General features: G+C 71.0%; 19 protein-coding genes. All 19 read left to right on the top strand.

Annotation, left to right across the window (positions count from 1 at the left end; translation table 11 throughout):
* The first annotated feature begins 588 nt into the window (after positions 1-588).
* The 19 genes from rho to BLU95_RS15330 all read left to right on the top strand — a co-directional run bounded on the left by rho (position 589) and on the right by BLU95_RS15330 (position 19,868).
* Positions 589-2,700, top strand: a complete 2,112-nt coding sequence (gene rho / locus BLU95_RS15420; RefSeq protein ID WP_093860518.1) for a transcription termination factor Rho — start codon at positions 589-591, stop codon at positions 2,698-2,700.
* A gap of 134 nt (positions 2,701-2,834) precedes the next feature.
* Positions 2,835-4,010 carry an LCP family protein gene (locus BLU95_RS15415; protein ID WP_093860517.1) on the top strand — a complete coding sequence of 392 codons (1,176 nt, stop codon included), beginning with the start codon at positions 2,835-2,837 and terminating at the stop codon, positions 4,008-4,010.
* Between the two features lie 155 nt (positions 4,011-4,165).
* The gene (gene rpmE / locus BLU95_RS15410) at positions 4,166-4,387 is read left to right on the top strand and encodes a 50S ribosomal protein L31 (RefSeq protein ID WP_093860516.1); all 222 of its coding nucleotides are present in this window, start codon (positions 4,166-4,168) and stop codon (positions 4,385-4,387) included.
* A gap of 144 nt (positions 4,388-4,531) precedes the next feature.
* Positions 4,532-5,608, top strand: a complete 1,077-nt coding sequence (prfA, locus tag BLU95_RS15405) for a peptide chain release factor 1 (protein WP_093860515.1) — start codon at positions 4,532-4,534, stop codon at positions 5,606-5,608.
* A 59-nt stretch (positions 5,609-5,667) separates the two neighbouring features.
* Positions 5,668-6,534, top strand: coding sequence for a peptide chain release factor N(5)-glutamine methyltransferase (gene prmC, locus BLU95_RS15400; RefSeq protein ID WP_030392793.1), 867 nt, complete (start codon positions 5,668-5,670; stop codon positions 6,532-6,534).
* Between the two features lie 142 nt (positions 6,535-6,676).
* On the top strand, positions 6,677-7,324 hold the full coding sequence (locus tag BLU95_RS15395; RefSeq protein WP_093860514.1) for an L-threonylcarbamoyladenylate synthase: 648 nt from the start codon (positions 6,677-6,679) through the stop codon (positions 7,322-7,324).
* A 29-nt stretch (positions 7,325-7,353) separates the two neighbouring features.
* A complete protein-coding gene (locus BLU95_RS15390; protein WP_231978767.1) occupies positions 7,354-7,995 on the top strand; it encodes an arsenate reductase/protein-tyrosine-phosphatase family protein in 642 nt (213 codons plus the stop codon).
* A gap of 156 nt (positions 7,996-8,151) precedes the next feature.
* Positions 8,152-9,426 (top strand): serine hydroxymethyltransferase, encoded by a 1,275-nt coding sequence (gene glyA / locus BLU95_RS15385; protein WP_093860512.1) that lies wholly within the window; start codon positions 8,152-8,154, stop codon positions 9,424-9,426.
* 160 nt (positions 9,427-9,586) lie between these two features.
* Positions 9,587-10,966: an MraY family glycosyltransferase gene (locus BLU95_RS15380; protein ID WP_107452562.1), complete on the top strand. Its 1,380-nt coding sequence runs from the start codon at positions 9,587-9,589 to the stop codon at positions 10,964-10,966.
* A gap of 284 nt (positions 10,967-11,250) precedes the next feature.
* Positions 11,251-11,694 carry a Cg1360 family ATP-synthase-associated protein gene (locus BLU95_RS15375; protein WP_093860511.1) on the top strand — a complete coding sequence of 148 codons (444 nt, stop codon included), beginning with the start codon at positions 11,251-11,253 and terminating at the stop codon, positions 11,692-11,694.
* A gap of 285 nt (positions 11,695-11,979) precedes the next feature.
* Positions 11,980-12,792 carry a F0F1 ATP synthase subunit A gene (atpB, locus tag BLU95_RS15370; RefSeq protein ID WP_030392787.1) on the top strand — a complete coding sequence of 271 codons (813 nt, stop codon included), beginning with the start codon at positions 11,980-11,982 and terminating at the stop codon, positions 12,790-12,792.
* Positions 12,793-12,887: 95 nt separating this feature from the next.
* Positions 12,888-13,124: an ATP synthase F0 subunit C gene (atpE, locus tag BLU95_RS15365; protein WP_030392786.1), complete on the top strand. Its 237-nt coding sequence runs from the start codon at positions 12,888-12,890 to the stop codon at positions 13,122-13,124.
* 34 nt (positions 13,125-13,158) lie between these two features.
* Positions 13,159-13,716: a F0F1 ATP synthase subunit B gene (locus tag BLU95_RS15360; protein ID WP_093860510.1), complete on the top strand. Its 558-nt coding sequence runs from the start codon at positions 13,159-13,161 to the stop codon at positions 13,714-13,716.
* Positions 13,713-14,528: a F0F1 ATP synthase subunit delta gene (locus BLU95_RS15355; RefSeq protein WP_093860509.1), complete on the top strand. Its 816-nt coding sequence runs from the start codon at positions 13,713-13,715 to the stop codon at positions 14,526-14,528. Before BLU95_RS15360 ends, BLU95_RS15355 begins: the two co-directional genes overlap by 4 nt.
* Positions 14,529-14,683: 155 nt before the next feature.
* Positions 14,684-16,258, top strand: coding sequence for a F0F1 ATP synthase subunit alpha (atpA, locus tag BLU95_RS15350; RefSeq protein ID WP_030392783.1), 1,575 nt, complete (start codon positions 14,684-14,686; stop codon positions 16,256-16,258).
* Between the two features lie 32 nt (positions 16,259-16,290).
* Positions 16,291-17,202 carry a F0F1 ATP synthase subunit gamma gene (locus BLU95_RS15345; protein WP_093860508.1) on the top strand — a complete coding sequence of 304 codons (912 nt, stop codon included), beginning with the start codon at positions 16,291-16,293 and terminating at the stop codon, positions 17,200-17,202.
* A gap of 2 nt (positions 17,203-17,204) precedes the next feature.
* A complete protein-coding gene (gene atpD, locus BLU95_RS15340; protein ID WP_093860507.1) occupies positions 17,205-18,650 on the top strand; it encodes a F0F1 ATP synthase subunit beta in 1,446 nt (481 codons plus the stop codon).
* Between the two features lie 186 nt (positions 18,651-18,836).
* On the top strand, positions 18,837-19,220 hold the full coding sequence (locus BLU95_RS15335) for a F0F1 ATP synthase subunit epsilon (RefSeq protein WP_093860506.1): 384 nt from the start codon (positions 18,837-18,839) through the stop codon (positions 19,218-19,220).
* A 147-nt stretch (positions 19,221-19,367) separates the two neighbouring features.
* A complete protein-coding gene (locus tag BLU95_RS15330; protein WP_030392779.1) occupies positions 19,368-19,868 on the top strand; it encodes a DUF2550 domain-containing protein in 501 nt (166 codons plus the stop codon).
* Positions 19,869-19,988 lie beyond the last annotated feature (120 nt).

Genomic DNA, 19,988 nt, shown 5'->3' with positions numbered 1-19,988 from the left:
ACGGTCCGGCCCGGTGCACCGCCACCGGGCCGTCCGGACACGATTGGCAACCGCAAGGCTGGGGAATGTCTGAGGGGGTCGGTAGTGTTAACCTCATTGCTGCACCAGGTGCCCTCCGGGGCTCGGTGCGCCGCGTCCCGATCCCAGCACTCCGCGTCAGCGGAGTCCCGGCGATACACGGGGCGACGATTCTCCGGGAGCCCACCGCAGCGCGTACGCAGCCTGCCTGCGCGACTTGCGGCCGCATCCCGAAGCCGTGACGGCACCTGACTCCCACCCGCGGCCTCCCACCTGGAGGAACAGGACGGGCGGAGCGCGGGCCACCGTCACGCGACGGGGGCCCGGGATTCGCAGGCAGCGTGGGGGCAGCTCCCGGCCGGCGGCCGGGGGGAGGGTCGGCACACGACCGTCCCGCCACGCCACTCAGCACCACCGTGCTTCTAGCACCGCACCTCGCAGCTCTCCCCCGACCGGCACCGCCGTCCGGGGGAACACCGCCTCGGACCGACGCAGTCGAGCGTTGGTCAGGACAGCACAACCGGTCGCCGAGCCAGACAGGCCGACGTCCGCTCCAGGGAAGGACCCTTAGTGAGCGACACCACCGATCTGATGGGCGCGCGCCCGGACGCCGAGGCGTCGGACGCCGCCGCCCCCGCGGCCCCGGCGCGGCGCCGCCGCAGCGCTGCCGCCGGCCTGGACGGCATGGTCCTGGCTGAGCTGCAGAAGCTCGCCGGTGACCTGGGCATCACCGGTACCGGGCGCATGCGCAAGAGCCAGCTGATCGAGACCATCAAGGAGAAGAGCGGGGGCGACCCGCTGCTCGCCGGCGCCACCGCCGCTCCGGCCGCCAAGCGCGCGGCCAAGGCCGAGACCGCCGAGCCGGCCGAGAAGCCCGCCCGCCGGACCAGCAAGGCCGCCGCCGCCCGGGCCGAGGCCCCGGCCGCCGCCGAGGCGCAGGCCCAGATCGAGATCCCGGTCCAGGCCGCCGCCGAGACCGCCGCGCCGGCCCGGGCCGAGCGCACCCGCCGCCGGGCGACCTCGGCCGCCGGTGCCCCGACCGCCGAGGCCACCGAGGCGCCCGCCGCCGTGGCGACCGAGGCCAAGCAGGCCGAGGCCCGCCCCGAGGGTGCCCGCGCCCCCGAGGGCCGCGAGGAGGGTCGCGCCGAGACCCGCCGCGACCGCCGGGACCGCCGCGACCGTCGCGAGGGCGGCGAGCGCGAGGGCCGCCAGGAGACCGCCGAGGCCCCGGCCGGTCAGGACGGCGAGGGGCGCGAGTCGCGCCGCGACCGGCGCAACCGCCGGGACCGGGCCGACCGCCCCGACCGTGCGGACCGCACCGACCGCCAGGGCGGCCAGCAGGGCGCCCAGGGCGAGGGCCAGCAGGGCCGCCAGCCCGCCGCCCAGCAGGCCCAGCCGCAGGCGCAGGTGCAGCAGGGCGGTTTCGACGACGACGAGTTCGGCGACGGCCGGCGCGGTCGCCGCGGCCGCTACCGCGACCGCCGGGGCCGGGGCAGCCGCCGCGAGGGCTTCGAGGCCGGTGTCGTCGAGCCGCAGATCGGCGAGGACGACGTCCTGATCCCGGTCGCGGGCATCCTGGACATCCTCGACAACTACGCGTTCGTCCGCACCTCCGGCTACCTGCCGGGCCAGAACGACGTCTACGTCTCGCTCGCCCAGGTCCGCAAGAACGGCCTGCGCAAGGGTGACGCCATCACCGGTGCGGTGCGCCAGCCCAAGGACGGCGAGCGCCGCGAGAAGTTCAACGCCATGGTGCGGCTGGACTCCGTCAACGGCATGGACCCGGAGAGCGGCCGCGGCCGTCCCGAGTTCAACAAGCTGACCCCGCTGTACCCGCAGGAGCGGCTGCGGCTGGAGACCGACCCGGGCATCCTGACCACCCGGATCATCGACCTGGTCTCGCCGATCGGCAAGGGCCAGCGCGGTCTGATCGTCGCGCCGCCGAAGACCGGTAAGACCATGGTGCTGCAGGCGGTCGCCAACGCGATCACCCACAACAACCCCGAGTGCCACCTGATGGTCGTCCTGGTCGACGAGCGTCCGGAAGAGGTCACCGACATGCAGCGGTCGGTGAAGGGCGAGGTCATCTCCTCGACCTTCGACCGCCCGGCCGAGGACCACACCACCGTCGCCGAGCTGGCCATCGAGCGCGCCAAGCGCCTGGTGGAGCTGGGCCACGACGTGGTCATCCTGCTGGACTCGATCACCCGTCTGGGCCGTGCCTACAACCTGGCGGCGCCGGCCTCCGGCCGCATCCTGTCCGGTGGTGTCGACTCGACCGCGCTGTACCCGCCGAAGAAGTTCTTCGGTGCCGCGCGCAACATCGAGAACGGCGGCTCGCTGACCATCCTGGCCACCGCGCTGGTCGAGACCGGCTCGCGGATGGACGAGGTGATCTTCGAGGAGTTCAAGGGCACCGGCAACATGGAGCTCAAGCTCGACCGGAAGCTCTCGGACAAGCGCATCTTCCCGGCCGTCGACGTGGACGCCTCCAGCACCCGCAAGGAGGAGATCCTGCTCGGCGGCGAGGAACTCGCCATCGTCTGGAAGCTGCGCCGGGTGCTGCACGCGCTCGACTCGCAGCAGGCGATCGAGCTGCTGCTGGACAAGATGAAGCAGACCAAGAGCAACGCCGAGTTCCTGATGCAGATCGCCAAGACGACCCCCGGGTCCGGCGACTGACCTTCCTCGGTACACGGACGAGCCCCGGCCCGCGCGAGCGGCCCGGGGCTCGCCGGGTTCCGGACCGGTGTTTGTTCCAGACTTGGGACAGTCTGGACTCTTTCAAGCATCTTGTCCGATTTATTCTGGACCGTATGGCCGAACACAAGAGGGTCCCGAGCCGCCGCCGCAGGATCCTGCGCGCGGCCGCCTGCGGGTCCGTCGCGCTCGTCGTCCTCGGCGCCGGGGCCGCCGGGTACGCGTACCTGCGGCTGGACGGCAACATCAGGAGCGTCGACATCGACGGCGGGCTCGGCACCTCCCGCCCGCCCACGGCCACCGACGGCTCGTTCAACCTGCTGGTCCTGGGCTCGGACTCGCGGGCCGGCGGCAACGCGGACCTGGCCGGCGGCGACACCGGCGGCACCGCCCGCTCGGACACCGCGATGGTGCTGCACGTCAACCAGGACCACTCGCGCGCCGACGTGGTCTCCATACCGCGCGACACCCTCGTCCCGCGGCCCGAGTGCACCGACCGGCAGGGCCGGACGGTGCCCGCCGCCAAGCGCGCGATGTTCAACAGCGCCTACGAGGCCGGCGGCGCGACCTGCGCGGTCAAGACCGTCGAGCAGCTCAGCGGGCTGCGGATGGACCACTACGTCGAGGTGGACTTCGCCGGCTTCGCCCGGCTCGTGGACGCGGTGGGCGGCGCCACCGTGACCACCACGGTGGCCATCCACGACAAGGACAGCGGCCTGGACCTCCAGCCCGGCGAGCACCACCTCGACGGCAAGCAGGCACTCGCCTTCGTCCGCACCCGGCACGGTGTGGGGGACGGCAGCGACCTCGGCCGGATCGAGCTGCAGAAGCAGATGGTGCGCTCGCTGCTCAAGCAGGCCGGCGGCGTGGGGCTGATGACCAACCCGGTGAAGCTCTGGTCGGTCGGCGACACCCTGACCCGCTCGATCACCACCGACTCCGCGCTCGCCTCGGTGAACGCCCTGGTCGGCCTGGCCGAGCAGCTCAAGGGGATCGGTCCGGACCAGCTCGGCATGGTCACCCTGCCGGTCACGGCCGCCCCCGGCGACCCGGACCGGGTGGTCGAGCTCCAGCCGCAGGCCGACCAGCTCTGGGCGGCCCTGAAGGCCGACCGGCCGGTCCCCGAGGCCGTGGCCGCCGCCCAGCCGTCGAACCCCGCCCAGGCCACCCCCACGGCCCCGGCGAAGGCACCCGCGGCAGGCGCGTCGAAGGCGCCCGGGAGCGGCACGTCGAAGGCGCCCGCGGCCGGCACGTCGAAGGCGCCCGCGACCGCCCCCGCCCGGCACGGCTGAGTCCCGGCCGGCCCCCGGAGGAGTCCGGAATATCCCGGAGCGCCCCCCGGTTTGGGAAGAAGCGGCCGGTCCTGGCAGACTGGTCCGTCGGTCCCGGTTCACGAGCGGCGTCCCCGCCGCCGACCCGGTGCCCTCCCGAACACTAGGAGAATCCCTTGAAGCCCAACGCCCACCCCGAGTACGTGGTCACCCACGTGACCTGCACCTGCGGTGCCGAGTTCACCACTCGCTCGACCGAGACCAGCGGCGTGATCCGCGCCGAGGTCTGCTCGCAGTGCCACCCGTTCTACACCGGCAAGCAGAAGATCCTCGACACCGGTGGCCGCGTGGCCCGCTTCGAGGCCCGCTTCGGCAAGCAGCACAGCGCGAAGGCCTAGCGCTCCCTCGGCGCCGGTTCCCGGTGCCCCCGTACTCGTTCCGGGGGCATGGGGGACCGGCGCCGTTCGCGTCCCCCCGCACCGTCCGCGCTCCGCGGTCCCCCTCAGCTCCACCCACCGATCCCCGGGAAGAAGGCCACCCCCATGTTCGAGGCAGTCGAAGAGCTCCTCGTCGAGCACGCCGACCTCGAGGCGAGGCTGGCCGACCCGTCCGTCCACGCCGACCAGGCGAACGCCCGCAAGCTGGCCAAGCGCTACGCCGAGCTCACGCCGATCACCCGGGTCTTCCGGGCCTGGCGACAGGCCGGCGAGGACATCGAGGCCGCCCGCGAACTCGCCGCCGAGGACCCCGAGTTCCTCGCCGAGGTGAAGACCGGCGAGGCCCGGCGCGAGGAGCTGACCGAGGAGCTGCGGCTGCTGCTGGTCCCCCGCGACCCGAACGACGACAAGGACGTCATCCTGGAGATCAAGGCCGGTGAGGGCGGCGAGGAGTCCGCGCTGTTCGCCGGTGACCTGCTCCGGATGTACCTGCGGTTCGCCGAGCGGATCGGCTGGAAGACCGAGCTCATCGACTCCAACGAGTCCGACCTCGGCGGCTACAAGGACGTCTCGGTGGCCGTGAAGACCAAGGGCAACGCCGAGCCCGGCCAGGGCGTCTGGGCCCGGCTGAAGTACGAGGGCGGCGTGCACCGCGTGCAGCGCGTCCCCGCCACCGAGTCGCAGGGCCGCATCCACACCTCGGCGGCGGGCGTGCTGGTCACCCCGGAGGCCGAGGAGGTCGAGGTCGAGATCCTCGCCAACGACCTGCGGATCGACGTGTACCGCTCGTCCGGCCCGGGCGGCCAGTCGGTCAACACCACCGACTCCGCGGTCCGGATCACCCACCTGCCGACCGGTATCGTGGCGTCCTGCCAGAACGAGAAGAGCCAGCTGCAGAACAAGGAGCAGGCGATGCGCATCCTGCGTTCGCGGCTGCTGGCCGCCGCGCAGGAGGAGGCCGAGCGCGAGGCCTCGGACGCGCGCCGCAGCCAGGTCCGCACGGTGGACCGCTCCGAGCGGATCCGGACGTACAACTACCCGGAGAACCGCATCTCGGACCACCGGACGGGCTTCAAGTCGTACAACCTGGACCAGGTGCTGGACGGTGAGCTGAACGCCGTCATCCAGTCCTGTGTCGACGCGGACGCCGCGGCCAAGCTCGCCGCGGCCCAACAGAACTGACACCGGGCGGCGGCGGGACCGACGTCGAGGCCGGAGAGCGGAAGCAAGAGGTCGTACGGATGAACCTGCTACTCGCCGAGGTGGCCCAGGCCACCCAGCGGTTGGCCGCGGCCGGCGTGCCGTCGCCGCGCTTCGACGCGGAGGAACTCGCCGCACACGTCCACAACGTCAGGCGCAGCCAGCTGCACACCGTCAAGGACGCCGACTTCGACGCCCGGTACTGGGAGGCGGTGGCCCGCCGGGAGGCCCGCGAGCCGCTCCAGCACATCACCGGCCGGGCGTTCTTCCGCTACCTGGAGCTCGAGGTCGGGCCGGGGGTCTTCGTGCCCCGCCCGGAGACCGAGTCGGTGGTCGAGTGGGCCATAGACGCCGTCCGCGACATGGACGTGGCCGAGCCGCTGGTCGTCGACCTCTGCTCCGGCTCCGGCGCGATCGCGCTCGCCCTCGCCCAGGAGCTGCCCCGCTCGGTCGTCCACGCCTTCGAGCTGGACGAGGGCGCGCTGCCCTACACCCGGCGCAACATCGGCTCCTCGCCCGACCGCGCCCGGGTCACCCTGCACGAGGGCGACGCCACCCGGGCCTTCGAGGACGACCGCGCCTGGGACGGCCGCTTCGACCTGGTGATCTCCAACCCGCCCTACATCCCGCTCACCGAGTGGGAGTACGTGGCCCCGGAGGCCCGCGACCACGACCCGCAGATGTCGCTGTTCTCCGGCGAGGACGGCCTGCACACCATCCGCGGCATCGAGCGCGTCGCCGCCCGTCTGCTGCGCCCGGGCGGCGCCGTGGTGATCGAGCACGCCGACACCCAGGGCGGCCAGGTCCCGTGGATCTTCAACGAGGAGGCCGGCTGGACCGACACCGCCGACCACCGCGATCTGAACAACCGCCCGCGCTTCACCACGGCCCGCAAGGCGTCGCTGTGACCGAGCGGGTGACCGGCGGGCACCGCGGCCCGTCGGGGCGCCGGAGCACCGCCGCCGGCGCCGGCAGCAGTACGAGCGCCACGAGCAGCACGAGCACCACCACGAGCACCACCATGAGCCCGTCCGGAAGGGGACCGCACCGATGAGCCGCCGCTACGACTGTGCCGATGCCGGGGACCGCGCCACCGGTCTGCGTGAGGCCGCCTCTGCCGTCCGCCGCGGCGAACTCGTCGTGCTGCCGACCGACACCCTCTACGGGGTCGGCGCGGACGCCTTCTCCCCGGAGGCGGTGGCCGCCCTGCTCGCCGCCAAGGGTCGCGGCCGCAACATGCCCTCGCCCGTCCTGGTCGGCTCGCCGACCACCCTGCACGGTCTGGTCACGGACTTCTCCGAGCAGGCCTGGGAGCTCGTCGACGCCTTCTGGCCGGGCGGTCTCACCCTGGTCGCCAAGCACCAGCCCTCGCTGCGCTGGGACCTCGGCGAGACCCGCGGCACCGTCGCGGTCCGGATGCCGCTGCACCCGGTCGCCATCGAGCTGCTGAACAGCACCGGTCCGATGGCCGTCTCCAGCGCCAACCGGACCGGCGGCCCGTCCCCGGCCACCTGCGACGAGGCCCAGCAGCAGCTCGGCGACGCCATCTCGGTCTACCTGGACGGCGGCACCGCCGACCACGCCCAGGCCTCGTCGATCGTCGACGTCACCGGCAAGGTGCCGGTGCTGCTGAGGGCCGGCGCGATCTCCGTCGAGCAGCTGAGGGAGGTCGTCCCCGACCTGGAGGCCGGCAGTTGACGGCCGCCTCCCTCCATGCCGGGCCCGGCATATCGCCGTACCTGAGCGTGGGACCCAGGCCGCTGGACCACTTCCGGATCCTGTACGTGTGCACCGGCAACATCTGCCGCTCGCCGATCGCCGAGCGGCTCACCCGGCGTGAGCTGGACACCCGGCTGAACCCCCGGGTGGCCGGCCGGATCCTGGTCGAGTCGGCCGGCACCTGGGGCCATGTCGGCGCGCCGATGGAGGACCACGCCGCCACGGTGCTGGACGAGTACGGCGCCGACAGCGGCGGCTTCACCGGCCGCGAACTGCTGGACGAGCACGTGGTCGAGGCCGACCTGGTGCTCACCGCGACCCTGGACCACCGGGCCCAGGTCATCTCCATGGGCCACGAGGCGGGGCTGCGCACCTTCACCCTGAAGGAGTTCACCCGGCTGGTCCGGACGATCGACCCGGGGACCCTGCCGGACCCGCGCCGCGGCGCCGACGTCACCGAGCGCGCCCGGGCCCTGGTCCGGGCCGCCGCGGCGCTGCGCGGCTGGCTGCTGGCCGCCGACCCCGAGACGGACGAGCTGCACGACCCGTACGGCGCGCCGATCGGGATGTTCCGCAACTGCGGCGAGGAGATATTCCACGCCGTCGACCCGGTGGTGACCGCCCTCACCGGGGTCCGCGCGCTGCGCTGAGCGCCGGCCCGGACGCCGGCCGGCCGCCGTGGCACCGCCGGCCCGGTCGCGCCGCTTCCCACGGCCGGGCGTACCCCGGCACGCGCCGCCGTGCCGGGGCGCGGGGGCGGTCCTACGCTGGAGGGATCCGACCCGACGCGCCCGGGAGCCCCCGCCATGACCGTCACCGATGCCGCGACCGGCCCCGTCGAGACCCCCGAGGCGCTCTCCGCCGCCCTGTTCCGGGCCGATCCCCAGCTGGCCGACCTGATGGCCGCGGAGGCCGAACGACGGGCGGAGACGATCCAGCTGCTGGCGGGGGAGAACCTCACCGGCCCGGCCGTGCTGGCGGCCCTCACCGGCCCGCTGATCGACAAGTACGCCGAGGGCTACCCCGGCCGCCGCCACCACGCCGGCTGCTCGCTCGCCGACGCCGCCGAGCTGCTGGCGATCGACCGGGCCCGGGAGCTGTTCGCCGCCCCGCACGCGAACGTCCAGCCGCGCTCCGGCACCGCGGCGATGCTCGCCGCCTACGCCGCGCTGCTGCGGCCCGGCGACGTGGTGCTCGCGATGTCGCTGGAGCACGGTGGCCACCTCAGCTGCGGCTCGCGGGCCAACTTTTCCGGCCGCTGGTTCGACTTCGTCGGTTACGGGGTGCGCCGCGAGGACGGGCTGATCGACCTCGACCAGGTCCGCGAGCTGGCCCTGCGGCACCGGCCGAAGGCGATCGTGGCCGGCTCCATCTCCTACCCGCGGCACCCCGACTGGGCCGCCTTCCGGGCGATCGCCGACGAGGCGGACGCCTTTCTGGTGGCCTCCGTCGCGCAGACCACCGGCCTGGTCGCGGCCGGTGTCGCGCCGTCCCCGGTCCCGTACGCGGACGTCACCGTGGCGGCCACCCACAAACTGCTCCGGGGCCCGCGCGGTGGTCTGCTGCTGTGCACCGCCGAGCTGGCCGAACGGGTCGACCGGGCGGTCTTCCCGTTCAGCCAGGGCGGCGCCGCGATGAACGAGGTGGCCGGCAAGGCCGTCGCGCTGGCCGAGGCCGCCACGCCCGCCTTCCGGGCGTACGCCCACCGCACGGTGGCCGGGGCACGGGTGCTCGCGGACGGGCTCGCGGCGGCGGGAGCGCGCCCGCTGACCGGGGGCACCGACACCCATCTGGTGACCGCCGACGTCGGCGCGCTCGGCGTCAGCGGGGCCGAGGCGGAGCGCCGCTGCGCGGCCGCCGGACTGCTGTTCGGCAAGTGCGCGCTGCCCTACGACCCGGCGCCGCCCTCGGAGGCCTCCGGGATCCGGCTCGGGACCGGCACCGTGACCACGCAGGGCATGGGGGAGGCGGAGCTGGCGGAGATCGCCGGGCTGATCGGACGGCTGCTCGCCGGGGGCACGGACGTCCGGGTGGCGGAGCGCGTCCGGGAGCTCGCGCGGGCCTTCGCCGGGCGGCGTTGACCGCGCTTCCGAATCTCCTACCCGGTAGGGCGAACCGCGATGCGCGCCCCCGGCGTCCGACTCAATAAGGTGTGTGCCGTGGCGACGCACCTCGAACCTCGGACAGGCACGGGAGTACCTTCGGTACCCAACCGTCGGACAGCGCTGCGGGAGGCCAGTGGTGCGTGAGTATCTGCTGGTGCTGTTCTGCACCGCGGCGGTCACCTATCTGCTGACCGGGCCGGTCCGGAAGTTCGCCATCGCGGCCGGGGCGATGCCCCCGGTCCGCGCGCGGGACGTGCACCGCGAGCCGACGCCGCGGCTCGGCGGCATCGCGATGTTCGGCGGACTCTGCGCGGGCATCCTGGTCGCCTCCCAGCTCGACAACCTGAGCAAGGTGTTCTCCCAGGGCACCGACATCCGCGCGCTGCTCTCCGGCGCCGGCATCATGTGGCTGCTCGGCGTGCTGGACGACAAGTGGGGCGTGGACGCCCTGGTGAAGCTGGGCGGCCAGATGATCGCCGCCGGTGTGATGGTCTGGCAGGGCGTCACGGTGATCACCCTGCCGGTGCCCGGCGTGGGTCCGGTCGCGGTCAGCCCGACCCAGGGCATGGTCATCTCGGTGGTCCTGGTCGTCGTCATGGTCAACGCGGTGAACTTCATCGACGGGCTGGACGGTCTGGCGGGCGGCATGGTCTGCATCGCCGCGATGGCCTTCTTCCTGTACTCGTACCGGCTCTGGTACGGCTACACGATCTCCGACGCCGCCCCCGCGGTGCTGTTCAGCGTGCTGCTGATCGGGATGTGCCTGGGCTTCCTGGCGCACAACATGCACCCGGCCCGGATCTTCATGGGCGACTCCGGCTCGATGATGCTCGGCCTGATGCTGGCCGTCGCCGCGATCTCCATCACCGGCCGGGTCGACCCCGACCTCATCACCAGCGAGCTGGGCTCCCAGACCGCCACCGTGCACGCCCTGGTGCCGATCTACATCCCGCTGCTGCTGCCCCTGACGGTCATCGCGCTGCCGCTGGCGGACCTGCTGCTCGCCGTGGTCCGCCGCACCTGGGCGGGCCAGTCCCCGTTCGCCGCCGACAAGCGGCACCTGCACCACCGACTGCTCCAGGTCGGCCACTCGCACAGCCGCGCCGTACTGATCATGTACTTCTGGGCCGCGCTGATCGCGTTCGGGACCGTCGCCTTCTCGGTCACCAACACCGGCCGTACCGTCGTCCTCACGCTGGCCGGTCTCTGCCTGGTCGGCCTGGTGGTGCTGCTCACCCCGCGGTTCCGGCCCCGGGCCCCGCGCGCGGTGCAGGCCTTCGTGCCGCCGCGCTACCGCCGCCGTCCGGTGCGCCGGACCGCCGCCGCCCCGGTCGCGGAGACCGCCGGGAGCACCGAGGGCACCGAGCTCACCGCCGACTCGGCCGGGCGTACGAGTCCCGAGCCGATGGCCGAACTGTCGGCCGAGGACAAGCGTCTGCTCGGCGGAGTGCCCAAGGGATCGTCGGCGGTCACCGGCCGCGGGCACGGCAACGGACGCGGCCGCTGGGAGAGGTGAGGGCGCGTCAAGTCGGTTCACCCGATCGGCGGCACCCTTGAGCCATCGGTGTGACAGGTGCCACACATTCATGGTAAAGCTCTCATCAAATAGTTTGTGATACCGTTCACGAGTACCGAGAACGCGCCGAAAGACCTGACAGGTGGATGACTTCCGTCCCTGGCGGGTCCCACTCGACGGGCTCGCCGTCGAGAGGCCGGCCCGCGGTGGTTCCGGTCCGGTACCACCCACCGAGTTCTGTGCCCGTCCCCCCGCCACATCGACATGCCGCCGGAGTTGCCGACATGCCGTCCAACGACGCCCGGATCCTCCGAGGCGCCGCGATCCCCACTGCGGTCGCCGGAGTCATCGCGATGGCGATCTCCTTCGCCGTCGCGGGGGGCAAGGGCCTGCTCGGGGCCTTCCTCGGCGCTCTGCTCGTGATGGTCTTCTTCGCCTCCGGCCAGGTCGCCCTCGACCGGCTGACCAGGTCGAATCCGCAGATGATGATGGCCGTCGGGCTGCTGGTGTACACCACTCAGATCCTGCTGGTCGGCATCGTGCTGGCGGTCTTCAAGAACACCGAGCTCTTCAACCGGCAGGCCTTCGCCTTCACCCTGCTGGGCTGCGTACTGATCTGGACCGGCTTCCAGGTCCGCGGCTTCCTCAAGGCCAAGACCTTCTACGTCGTGACCGACGCCTCCGAAAACAAGGCCGAGAAGCCCTCGGACAAGGGGCGTCAACAGTGACGACGGCCCACTGTCCCCCCAACGAGGGGGGCGGTGTTTATGCCGCACTGACGGACTGCTATCGTCCGTCGCAACAACGGAGTACGGGAAGAGGCCTGGTCCATCCGCAGCGCGGATCGATCGCCCCCCGGATCCGCGCAGTCTTCGATGATCCCGCTGTGGTGCAGTGCTCTGCCGCGCGGGGTCGGCGAGAAACCCATCAAGTTCCAGTGCCGCTCCGTGGCCGCAGGCCATGCCGACACACCGAGGTTGCCGTAACCATGCGTCACGACGAAGGAGTCCGTGGTGAGTGCTGAACTCACGTCCCTCGCCTCAGGCAGTTGCCACTTCGGGGACGCTGGCTGCGGCTTCCCGGCCCCGGGTCTGAACGAGTTCCAGTTCGAGCCGATTTTCACCATCGGCAGCTTCGAGTTCAACAAGCCGATGCTGCTGTCGATGATCGTGGCTGTTCTGGTCATCGGCTTCTTCTGGGCCGCCTTCGCGAAGCCGAAGCTCGTCCCGGGCAAGCTGCAGCTGGTCGGTGAGATCGGCTACGACTTCGTCAAGCGTTCCATCGTGCTGGAGACGATCGGCAAGCGGGGCGAGAAGTACGTCCCGATGCTCGTCTCGATGTTCTTCATCATCTGGCTGATGAACATCCTGTCGGTCATTCCCTTCGCCCAGTTCCCGGTGACTGCGGCGATCGCCTTCCCGGCCGGCCTCGCGGCCGTCGTGTGGGTCACGTACATGGGTCTGACCTTCAAGAACCACGGGTTCGTCGGTGGTCTGAAGAACCTCTGCTGGCCGTCGGGGATCCCGGGCTGGGTCATGTTCATCCTGGTGCCGATCGAGTTCTTCTCGAACATCTTCGTGCGCCCCTTCACGCTCGCGGTCCGAGCCTTCGCGAACATGTTCGCCGGCCACCTGCTGATCGTGATGTTCTCCATCGCCTCCTGGTACCTGCTCAGCCCGACCCTGGGCGCGCTGTACGGCTCGGCCTCGTTCGTCGTCGCCGTCGGCCTCACCGCCTTCGAGCTGCTGGTCCAGTTCCTGCAGGCCTACATCTTCGTGATGCTGGCCAGCAGCTACATCGCCGGTGCCCTGGAAGAGGCGCACTGAGCCCCGGGCCCGTCAGGGCCCGCCACGATCCACACCTCCCGGAATGCCCGGTGGCCAATCACCACCGGTTCACCACCCTGCAAAGGACAACTGCAATGAGCTTCCTCGCTGAGGGCACTGTCTACGGTTCCGTCGCCTCGATCGGCTACGGCCTCGCCGCCATCGGCCCCGGCATCGGCGTCGGTCTGATCTTCGGCAACGGCGTCCAGGCCATGGCCCGCCAGCCCGAGGCCGTCGGCCTCATCCGCTCCAACATGTTCATCGGCTTCGCGCTCACCGAGGCCCTCGCGCTGATCGGCATCGTCATGCCGTTCGTCTTCGGCAACAAGTAATCCCGCCGCAGACCCATTCGAGGAAGGTCCAGATATGAGCATCGCGGCTCAGCTCGCGGCCGAGGAGAAGATGAACCCTCTCCTCCCCGCTTGGCCCGAGATCATCATCGGCCTGCTCTGCTTCTTCATCGTCTTCGGTCTCCTCGGCAAGAAGATCCTCCCCAGCATCGAGAAGGTGCTGGCGGAGCGCCGGGATGCCATTGAGGGCGGCATGGAGCGCGCCGAGGCCGCTCAGAACGAGGCACAGGCCCTGCTCGAGCAGTACCGTGCCGAGCTCGCCGAGGCGCGCCACGAGGCGGCTCGCATCGTCGAGCAGGCTCGCGAGCAGGGCGCTGCCCAGCTCGTCGAGATGCGCGAGGAGGGCCAGCGTCAGCGCGAGGCCATCGTCGCCGCCGGCCACGCCCAGATCGAGGCCGACAAGAAGCAGGCGACTGCCGCCCTGCGCCAGGACGTGGGCTCGCTGGCCACCCAGCTGGCGTCCCGCATCGTGGGTGAGTCCCTCGAGGACCAGGCGCGACAGAGCGGCGTCGTCGACCGCTTCCTGGACGAGCTGGAGGCCAAGGCCGCCGTTGCTCAGGGTGCGGCGAAGTGATCGGCGCCAGCCGTGAGGCCCTCGCCGCCGGGCGGCAGAACCTCGAGAGCCTGACCGACTCCACCTCGGTGGACGCGGCCCGGCTCGCCGAGGAGCTCACCGCCGTCACGGTCCTGCTGGACCGCGAGGTCTCGCTGCGCCGCGTCCTGACCGACCCGTCCCGGTCGGGTCAGGACAAGGCTCAGCTGGTCTCCTCGCTGCTGGCCGGCCAGGTCTCCGGCGAGACGGCCGACCTGGTCTCCGGCCTGGTCCGCTCCCGCTGGTCGGGTGGCCGTGACCTGGTCGACGCCGTGGAGGAGCTGGCCGCGTACGCGGAGGTCATCGCCGCCGACAGGGCCGGTGCCCTGGACGACGTCGAGGACGAGCTCTTCCGCTTCGGTCGGGTGGTGAGCGGCTCGCACGAGCTGCGCGCCGCGCTGACCGAGCCCAAGGCCGGCGCCGTCGCCAAGGCGGGCCTGATCAAGAAGCTGCTCGGCGGCCGCGCCAACGCGGGCACCGTGCGGCTGGTCACCAGCCTCGTCAACAACCCGCGTGGCCGTAGCCTGGAGCAGGGGCTGGAGTCCTACTCCAAGCTCGCCGCCGCCCGGCGCGATCGCATGGTGGCCCAGGTCACCACCGCGGTGCCGCTGTCGGACAGCCAGAAGGAGCGCCTGTCGGGCGCCCTCGGCCGGCTGTACGGCCGCCAGGTCCACCTGAACATCGACGTCGACCCCGAGGTCGTCGGCGGTGTCCGGGTGCAGATCGGTGACGAGATCATCGACGGCACCGTGTCGAGCCGCCTCTCGGGCGCTCGCCAGGTACTCGAAGGCTGAGCACCGAAGCAGCACATCCGACCCTCGGTCGGGAAACCGGCTCCACCGGAGTCGGCAAAACGTACGGCCGGTTCATACGACCCGGCCGAGAGTCGAGCACTTGCGGCCCTCAATGGCGGGCCGAGGATCGCAAACTAGGAGAGCAGGGAAGCCTGATGGCGGAGCTTACGATCCGTCCGGAGGAGATCCGGGACGCGCTGGCCGACTTTGTCCAGTCGTACCAGCCGGACGCCGCCTCTGTGGAAGAGGTCGGCACGGTCACTGACGCGGCGGACGGCATCGCGCATGTCGAGGGCCTGCCCTCGGTCATGGCGAACGAGCTGCTGAAGTTCGAGGACGGCACGCTCGGCCTCGCGCTGAACCTCGACACCCGCGAGATCGGTGTCGTCATCCTCGGTGAGTTCGGCGGCATCGAGGAGGGTCAGACGGTGCGCCGCACCGGCGAGGTCCTCTCCGTGCCGGTCGGCGACAACTACCTCGGCCGCGTCGTGGACCCGCTGGGCAACCCGATCGACGGTCTGGGCGACATCGCCGCCACCGGTCGCCGCGCCCTGGAGCTGCAGGCCCCGGGTGTCATGGCCCGCAAGTCGGTCAAGCAGCCGCTGCAGACCGGCATCAAGGCCATCGACGCGATGACCCCGATCGGCCGCGGCCAGCGCCAGCTGATCATCGGCGACCGCCAGACCGGCAAGACCGCGGTGGCTGTCGACACGATCATCAACCAGCGCGACAACTGGCGCTCGGGCGACCCGGAGAAGCAGGTCCGCTGCATCTACGTCGCCGTGGGCCAGAAGGGCTCCACCATCGCGTCCGTCCGCGGCGCCCTGGAGGAGGCCGGCGCGCTGGAGTACACCACCATCGTGGCCGCTCCCGCCTCCGACCCGGCCGGCTTCAAGTACCTCGCTCCGTACACCGGCTCCGCCATCGGCCAGGAGTGGATGTACGACGGCAAGCACGTCCTGATCATCTTCGACGACCTGTCGAAGCAGGCCGAGGCCTACCGTTCCGTCTCCCTGCTGCTGCGCCGCCCGCCGGGCCGCGAGGCGTACCCGGGCGACGTCTTCTACCTGCACTCCCGTCTGCTGGAGCGCTGCGCGAAGCTGAACGACGCCCTGGGCGGCGGCTCGATGACCGGTCTTCCGATCATCGAGACCAAGGCCAACGACGTGTCGGCGTACATCCCGACCAACGTCATCTCGATCACCGACGGCCAGTGCTTCCTGGAGTCCGACCTGTTCAACGCCGGCATCCGCCCGGCCGTGAACGTCGGTATCTCGGTCTCCCGCGTCGGTGGCTCCGCCCAGATCAAGGCCATGCGCTCGGTCGCCGGCCGTCTGCGCCTGGACCTCGCCCAGTACCGTGAGCTGGAGGCCTTCGCCGGCTTCGGTTCCGACCTGGACGCGGCCTCCAAGGCCCAGCTGGAGCGCGGTGCGCGCATGGTCGAGCTGCTGAAGCAGGGCCAGTACCAGCCGTTCCCGGTCGAGGAGCAGGTCGTCTCCATCTGGGCCGGTACCACCGGCAAGCTGGACGACGTCCCGGTCGCCGAGATCCGCCGCTTCGAGCGCGAGTTCCTGGACTACGTGCGCCTGCAGCACAAGGACCTGCTCGCGGGCATCGTCGAGACCGGTCTGCTCGCCGACGGCACCGTCGACGCGCTGACCGCCGCGATCGGCGAGTTCAAGCAGGGTTACCAGACCGCTGACGGCAAGCTGCTCTCCGAGCAGGCCTGAGTCCGGTAGCGAGGGAAAGGACGTAACGACCCATGGGAGCACAGCTTCGGGTCTACAAGCGCCGGATCCGCTCTGTCACCGCGACGAAGAAGATCACCAAGGCGATGGAGATGATCTCCGCGGCGCGCATCGGTAAGGCGCAGCGCGCGGTGGCCGCCTCCACCCCGTACGCCGATGAGCTCACCCGGGCGGTGACGGCAGTGGCCACCCGGTCCACCGCCAAGCACCCGCTCACCAGCGAGAACCCGAACGCCACGCGTGCCGCAGTCCTGCTGATCACGGCGGACCGCGGTCTGGCGGGCGGCTACTCGTCCAACGCCATCAAGGCCTCGCTGGCGCTCTCCGAGCGCCTGCGGGCCGAGGGCAAGGAAGTGGTGACGTACGCCGTCGGCCGCAAGGGCGTCTCGTACTACGGCTTCCGTGACCTCGCGGTCGCGGACTCGTGGACGGGCTTCTCGGACAAGCCGACCTACGGCGACGCCAAGCTCGTCTCGGCCGCGCTGATCGAGGCCTTCACGGCCGAGACCGGCGGGGTGGACGAGGTCCACGTGATCTCGACCAAGTTCGAGTCGATGCTGACGCAGACCGCCGTCGACGCGCGGCTGCTGCCGCTGAAGCTCGACGAGGTCAAGGTCGGCGAGGAGTCGGCGACGAAGGAGATCTTCCCGCTCTACGACTTCGAGCCGTCGGCGGAGGGCGTCCTCGACGCGCTGCTGCCGCGGTACGTGGAGAGCCGGATCTACAACGCGCTGCTGCAGTCGGCCGCCTCCGAGCACGCCGCCCGCCGCCGCGCGATGAAGAGCGCGACGGACAACGCCGGCGAGCTCATCAAGTCGCTCACGCGGCTTGCCAACTCGGCCCGTCAGGCCGAGATCACCCAGGAAATCAGCGAGATCGTCGGTGGCGCGAACGCGCTCGCTGACGCGAGCCGCGGGAGCGAATGAGTATGACTACCACTGTTGAGCCGACCACGGCGACGGGCCGCGTCGCGCGGGTCATCGGCCCGGTCGTCGACGTGGAGTTCCCCGTCGACGCGATTCCGGACATGTTCAACGCCCTGCACGTCGAGGTGGACAACCCCGACGGCAGCGGCAAGAAGGTCCTCACCCTCGAGGTCGCCCAGCACCTCGGCGACGGCCTGGTCCGCGGCATCTCGATGCAGCCGACCGACGGCCTGGTCCGTGGTTCGCAGGTCACCGACACCGGTGCCGCCATCTCCGTGCCGGTCGGCCAGATCACCAAGGGCAAGGTCTTCAACGCCCTCGGTGAGGTGCTGAACGTCGACAAGGACGAGTTCGAGTCGCAGGTCCAGGTCCGGTGGCCGATCCACCGCAAGGCCCCCGACTTCAAGGACCTCGAGTCCAAGACCGAGATGTTCGAGACCGGCATCAAGGTCATCGACCTCCTCACCCCGTACGTCACCGGTGGCAAGATCGGTCTGTTCGGTGGTGCCGGTGTCGGCAAGACCGTTCTGATCCAGGAGATGATCTACCGCGTCGCCGAGAACTTCGGTGGTGTGTCGGTCTTCGCCGGCGTCGGCGAGCGTACCCGTGAGGGCAACGACCTCATCGACGAGATGGTCGACTCGGGCGTTCTGGACAAGACCGCCCTGGTCTTCGGCCAGATGGACGAGCCGCCGGGCACCCGTCTGCGGGTCGCGCTCTCCGCGCTGACCATGGCGGAGTACTTCCGTGACGTCGAGAAGCAGGACGTGCTCCTCTTCATCGACAACATCTTCCGGTTCACCCAGGCCGGTTCCGAGGTGTCGACCCTGCTCGGCCGTATGCCCTCCGCGGTGGGCTACCAGCCGAACCTGGCCGACGAGATGGGCCTCCTCCAGGAGCGCATCACCTCGACCCGCGGTCACTCGATCACCTCGATGCAGGCGATCTACGTCCCCGCGGACGACCTGACCGACCCGGCCCCGGCCACCACCTTCGCCCACCTGGACGCGACCACCGTTCTGTCGCGCCCGATCTCGGAGAAGGGCATCTACCCGGCCGTCGACCCGCTGGACTCCACGTCCCGCATCCTCGACCCGCGGTACATCGCGCAGACCCACTACGACACGGCCATCCGTATCAAGGGGATCCTGCAGAAGTACAAGGACCTCCAGGACATCATCGCCATCCTCGGTATGGACGAGCTGTCGGAGGAGGACAAGATCACGGTCCACCGTGCCCGTCGCATCGAGCGCTTCCTCTCGCAGAACACCTACGTGGCGAAGCAGTTCACCGGTGTCGAGGGTTCGACCGTGCCGCTGTCCGAGACCATCGAGGCGTTCAACTCCATCGCGGACGGCAAGTACGACTCCGTCCCGGAGCAGGCGTTCTTCATGTGCGGTGGCATCGAGGACCTCGAGCGCAACGCCGCCGAGCTCGCGAAGAAGTAGTCGCGGCCGGTAGCAGCCGAGCGTGATCGTGAGGGGTGGGCCCCAGCCCTGGGACCCACCCCTCGCGTCGCATCGGCTGTGATTCCGGTCAAATCCGTGCCGCCGGTTTCATGCCGGGGGCGCGGGCCCGTTATTCTTACCGAAACTCCCGAGTAATCGGGGGTTGCATGAGCCTAGGAGCCCACGTTGGCTGAGCTGCACGTCGAGCTGGTCGCAGCCGACCGCAAGGTGTGGTCCGGTGCGGCCACCATCGTCGTCGCCCGTACGGCCTCCGGCGACACCGGCATCATGCCGGGTCACACCCCGGTGCTGAGCGTGCTGGAGACCGGTCCGGTCACCATCCGCACCACGGACGGCGGCACCGTGATCGCTGCGGTGCACGGCGGCTTCATCTCCTTCGCCGACAACAAGCTGTCTCTGCTCGCGGAGATCGCCGAGCTGGCGGACGAGATCGACGTCGCGCGCGCCGAGCGCGCACTGGACAAGGCCAAGTCCGACCTGGACGCGCACGCCGAGCGGCGTGCCGAGGTCCGGCTGTTCGCGGCACGCGGCCTCAAGGCCCGCGCCTGATTGTGCCGGACCCCGCCTGAGCGGGGTCGACCGACGGTCCCGGGGACGCGTGAGCGTGACCCCGGGACTGTCGTCTCAGTTGGTAGGTCAACGCGGTCGCCTGGTACGACCGAACGGGGAACGCGGGTAGCGAGGAGGTAGGTGAGCATGGTCCTCGCCCTTGTGGTGTGTGCGGCGGTCGTGGCGCTCGGAGTGATCGGGTTGGTCGCGTTCGCGGTACGCCGCCGTGTGATCCAGCGGGTCGGCGGCACGTTCGACTGCAGCTACCGGCTCAAAATGCCCGTCGACGCCTCCACGCAGCCCGACCTCGACGAGAACGGCAAACCCACCTCGGCCCCGGTTCCCCAGACCGACGGCAAGGGGTGGGTTTTTGGTATCGGCCGGTACAGCGGTGACTCCATCGAGTGGTTCCGGGTCTTCTCCTACGCCCCGCGCCCCCGCAAGGTGCTGCCGCGCCGGGAGATCGAGGTGCTGGGCCGGCGCTACCCGGAGGGGCAGGAGGAGCTCGCCCTGCTCTCCGGTTCGGTCGTGCTGCGCTGCCTGCACGAGGGCGCCCCGCTGGAGCTCGCCATGAGCGAGGACGCGCTCACCGGCTTCCTCGCCTGGCTCGAGGCGGCCCCGCCCGGGCAGAGGGTCAACGTCGCGTAGCGGCGGACCCTCGGGGTGGGGGCACCTCCCGGCCGGAGGCCGGGGGAGGTCAACGTCGCACAGCGGCGGACCCTCGGGATGTCGGGGGTTAACGCACCCTAACCGGCCCGGCTAGGGTGG

The sequence above is a fragment of the Streptomyces sp. TLI_053 genome, from assembly GCF_900105395.1.
Lineage (GTDB): Bacteria > Actinomycetota > Actinomycetes > Streptomycetales > Streptomycetaceae > Kitasatospora.
Note: the sequence above shows the minus strand (reverse complement) of the source record. Positions and strands in the feature narration are given on the sequence as shown.

Bases quoted from the DNA above. Each gene is read 5' to 3' on its own strand.
- BLU95_RS15375 (WP_093860511.1), top strand. From the start codon at position 11,251: ATGCCGTCCAACGACGCCCGGATCCTCCGAGGCGCCGCGATCCCCACT.
- BLU95_RS15330 (WP_030392779.1), top strand. From the start codon at position 19,368: ATGGTCCTCGCCCTTGTGGTGTGTGCGGCGGTCGTGGCGCTCGGAGTG.
- atpD (WP_093860507.1), top strand. From the start codon at position 17,205: ATGACTACCACTGTTGAGCCGACCACGGCGACGGGCCGCGTCGCGCGG.
- prfA (WP_093860515.1), top strand. From the start codon at position 4,532: ATGTTCGAGGCAGTCGAAGAGCTCCTCGTCGAGCACGCCGACCTCGAG.
- prmC (WP_030392793.1), top strand. From the start codon at position 5,668: ATGAACCTGCTACTCGCCGAGGTGGCCCAGGCCACCCAGCGGTTGGCC.
- BLU95_RS15395 (WP_093860514.1), top strand. From the start codon at position 6,677: ATGAGCCGCCGCTACGACTGTGCCGATGCCGGGGACCGCGCCACCGGT.
- glyA (WP_093860512.1), top strand. From the start codon at position 8,152: ATGACCGTCACCGATGCCGCGACCGGCCCCGTCGAGACCCCCGAGGCG.
- BLU95_RS15360 (WP_093860510.1), top strand. From the start codon at position 13,159: ATGAGCATCGCGGCTCAGCTCGCGGCCGAGGAGAAGATGAACCCTCTC.
- BLU95_RS15345 (WP_093860508.1), top strand. From the start codon at position 16,291: ATGGGAGCACAGCTTCGGGTCTACAAGCGCCGGATCCGCTCTGTCACC.
- atpE (WP_030392786.1), top strand. From the start codon at position 12,888: ATGAGCTTCCTCGCTGAGGGCACTGTCTACGGTTCCGTCGCCTCGATC.
- BLU95_RS15415 (WP_093860517.1), top strand. From the start codon at position 2,835: ATGGCCGAACACAAGAGGGTCCCGAGCCGCCGCCGCAGGATCCTGCGC.
- atpA (WP_030392783.1), top strand. From the start codon at position 14,684: ATGGCGGAGCTTACGATCCGTCCGGAGGAGATCCGGGACGCGCTGGCC.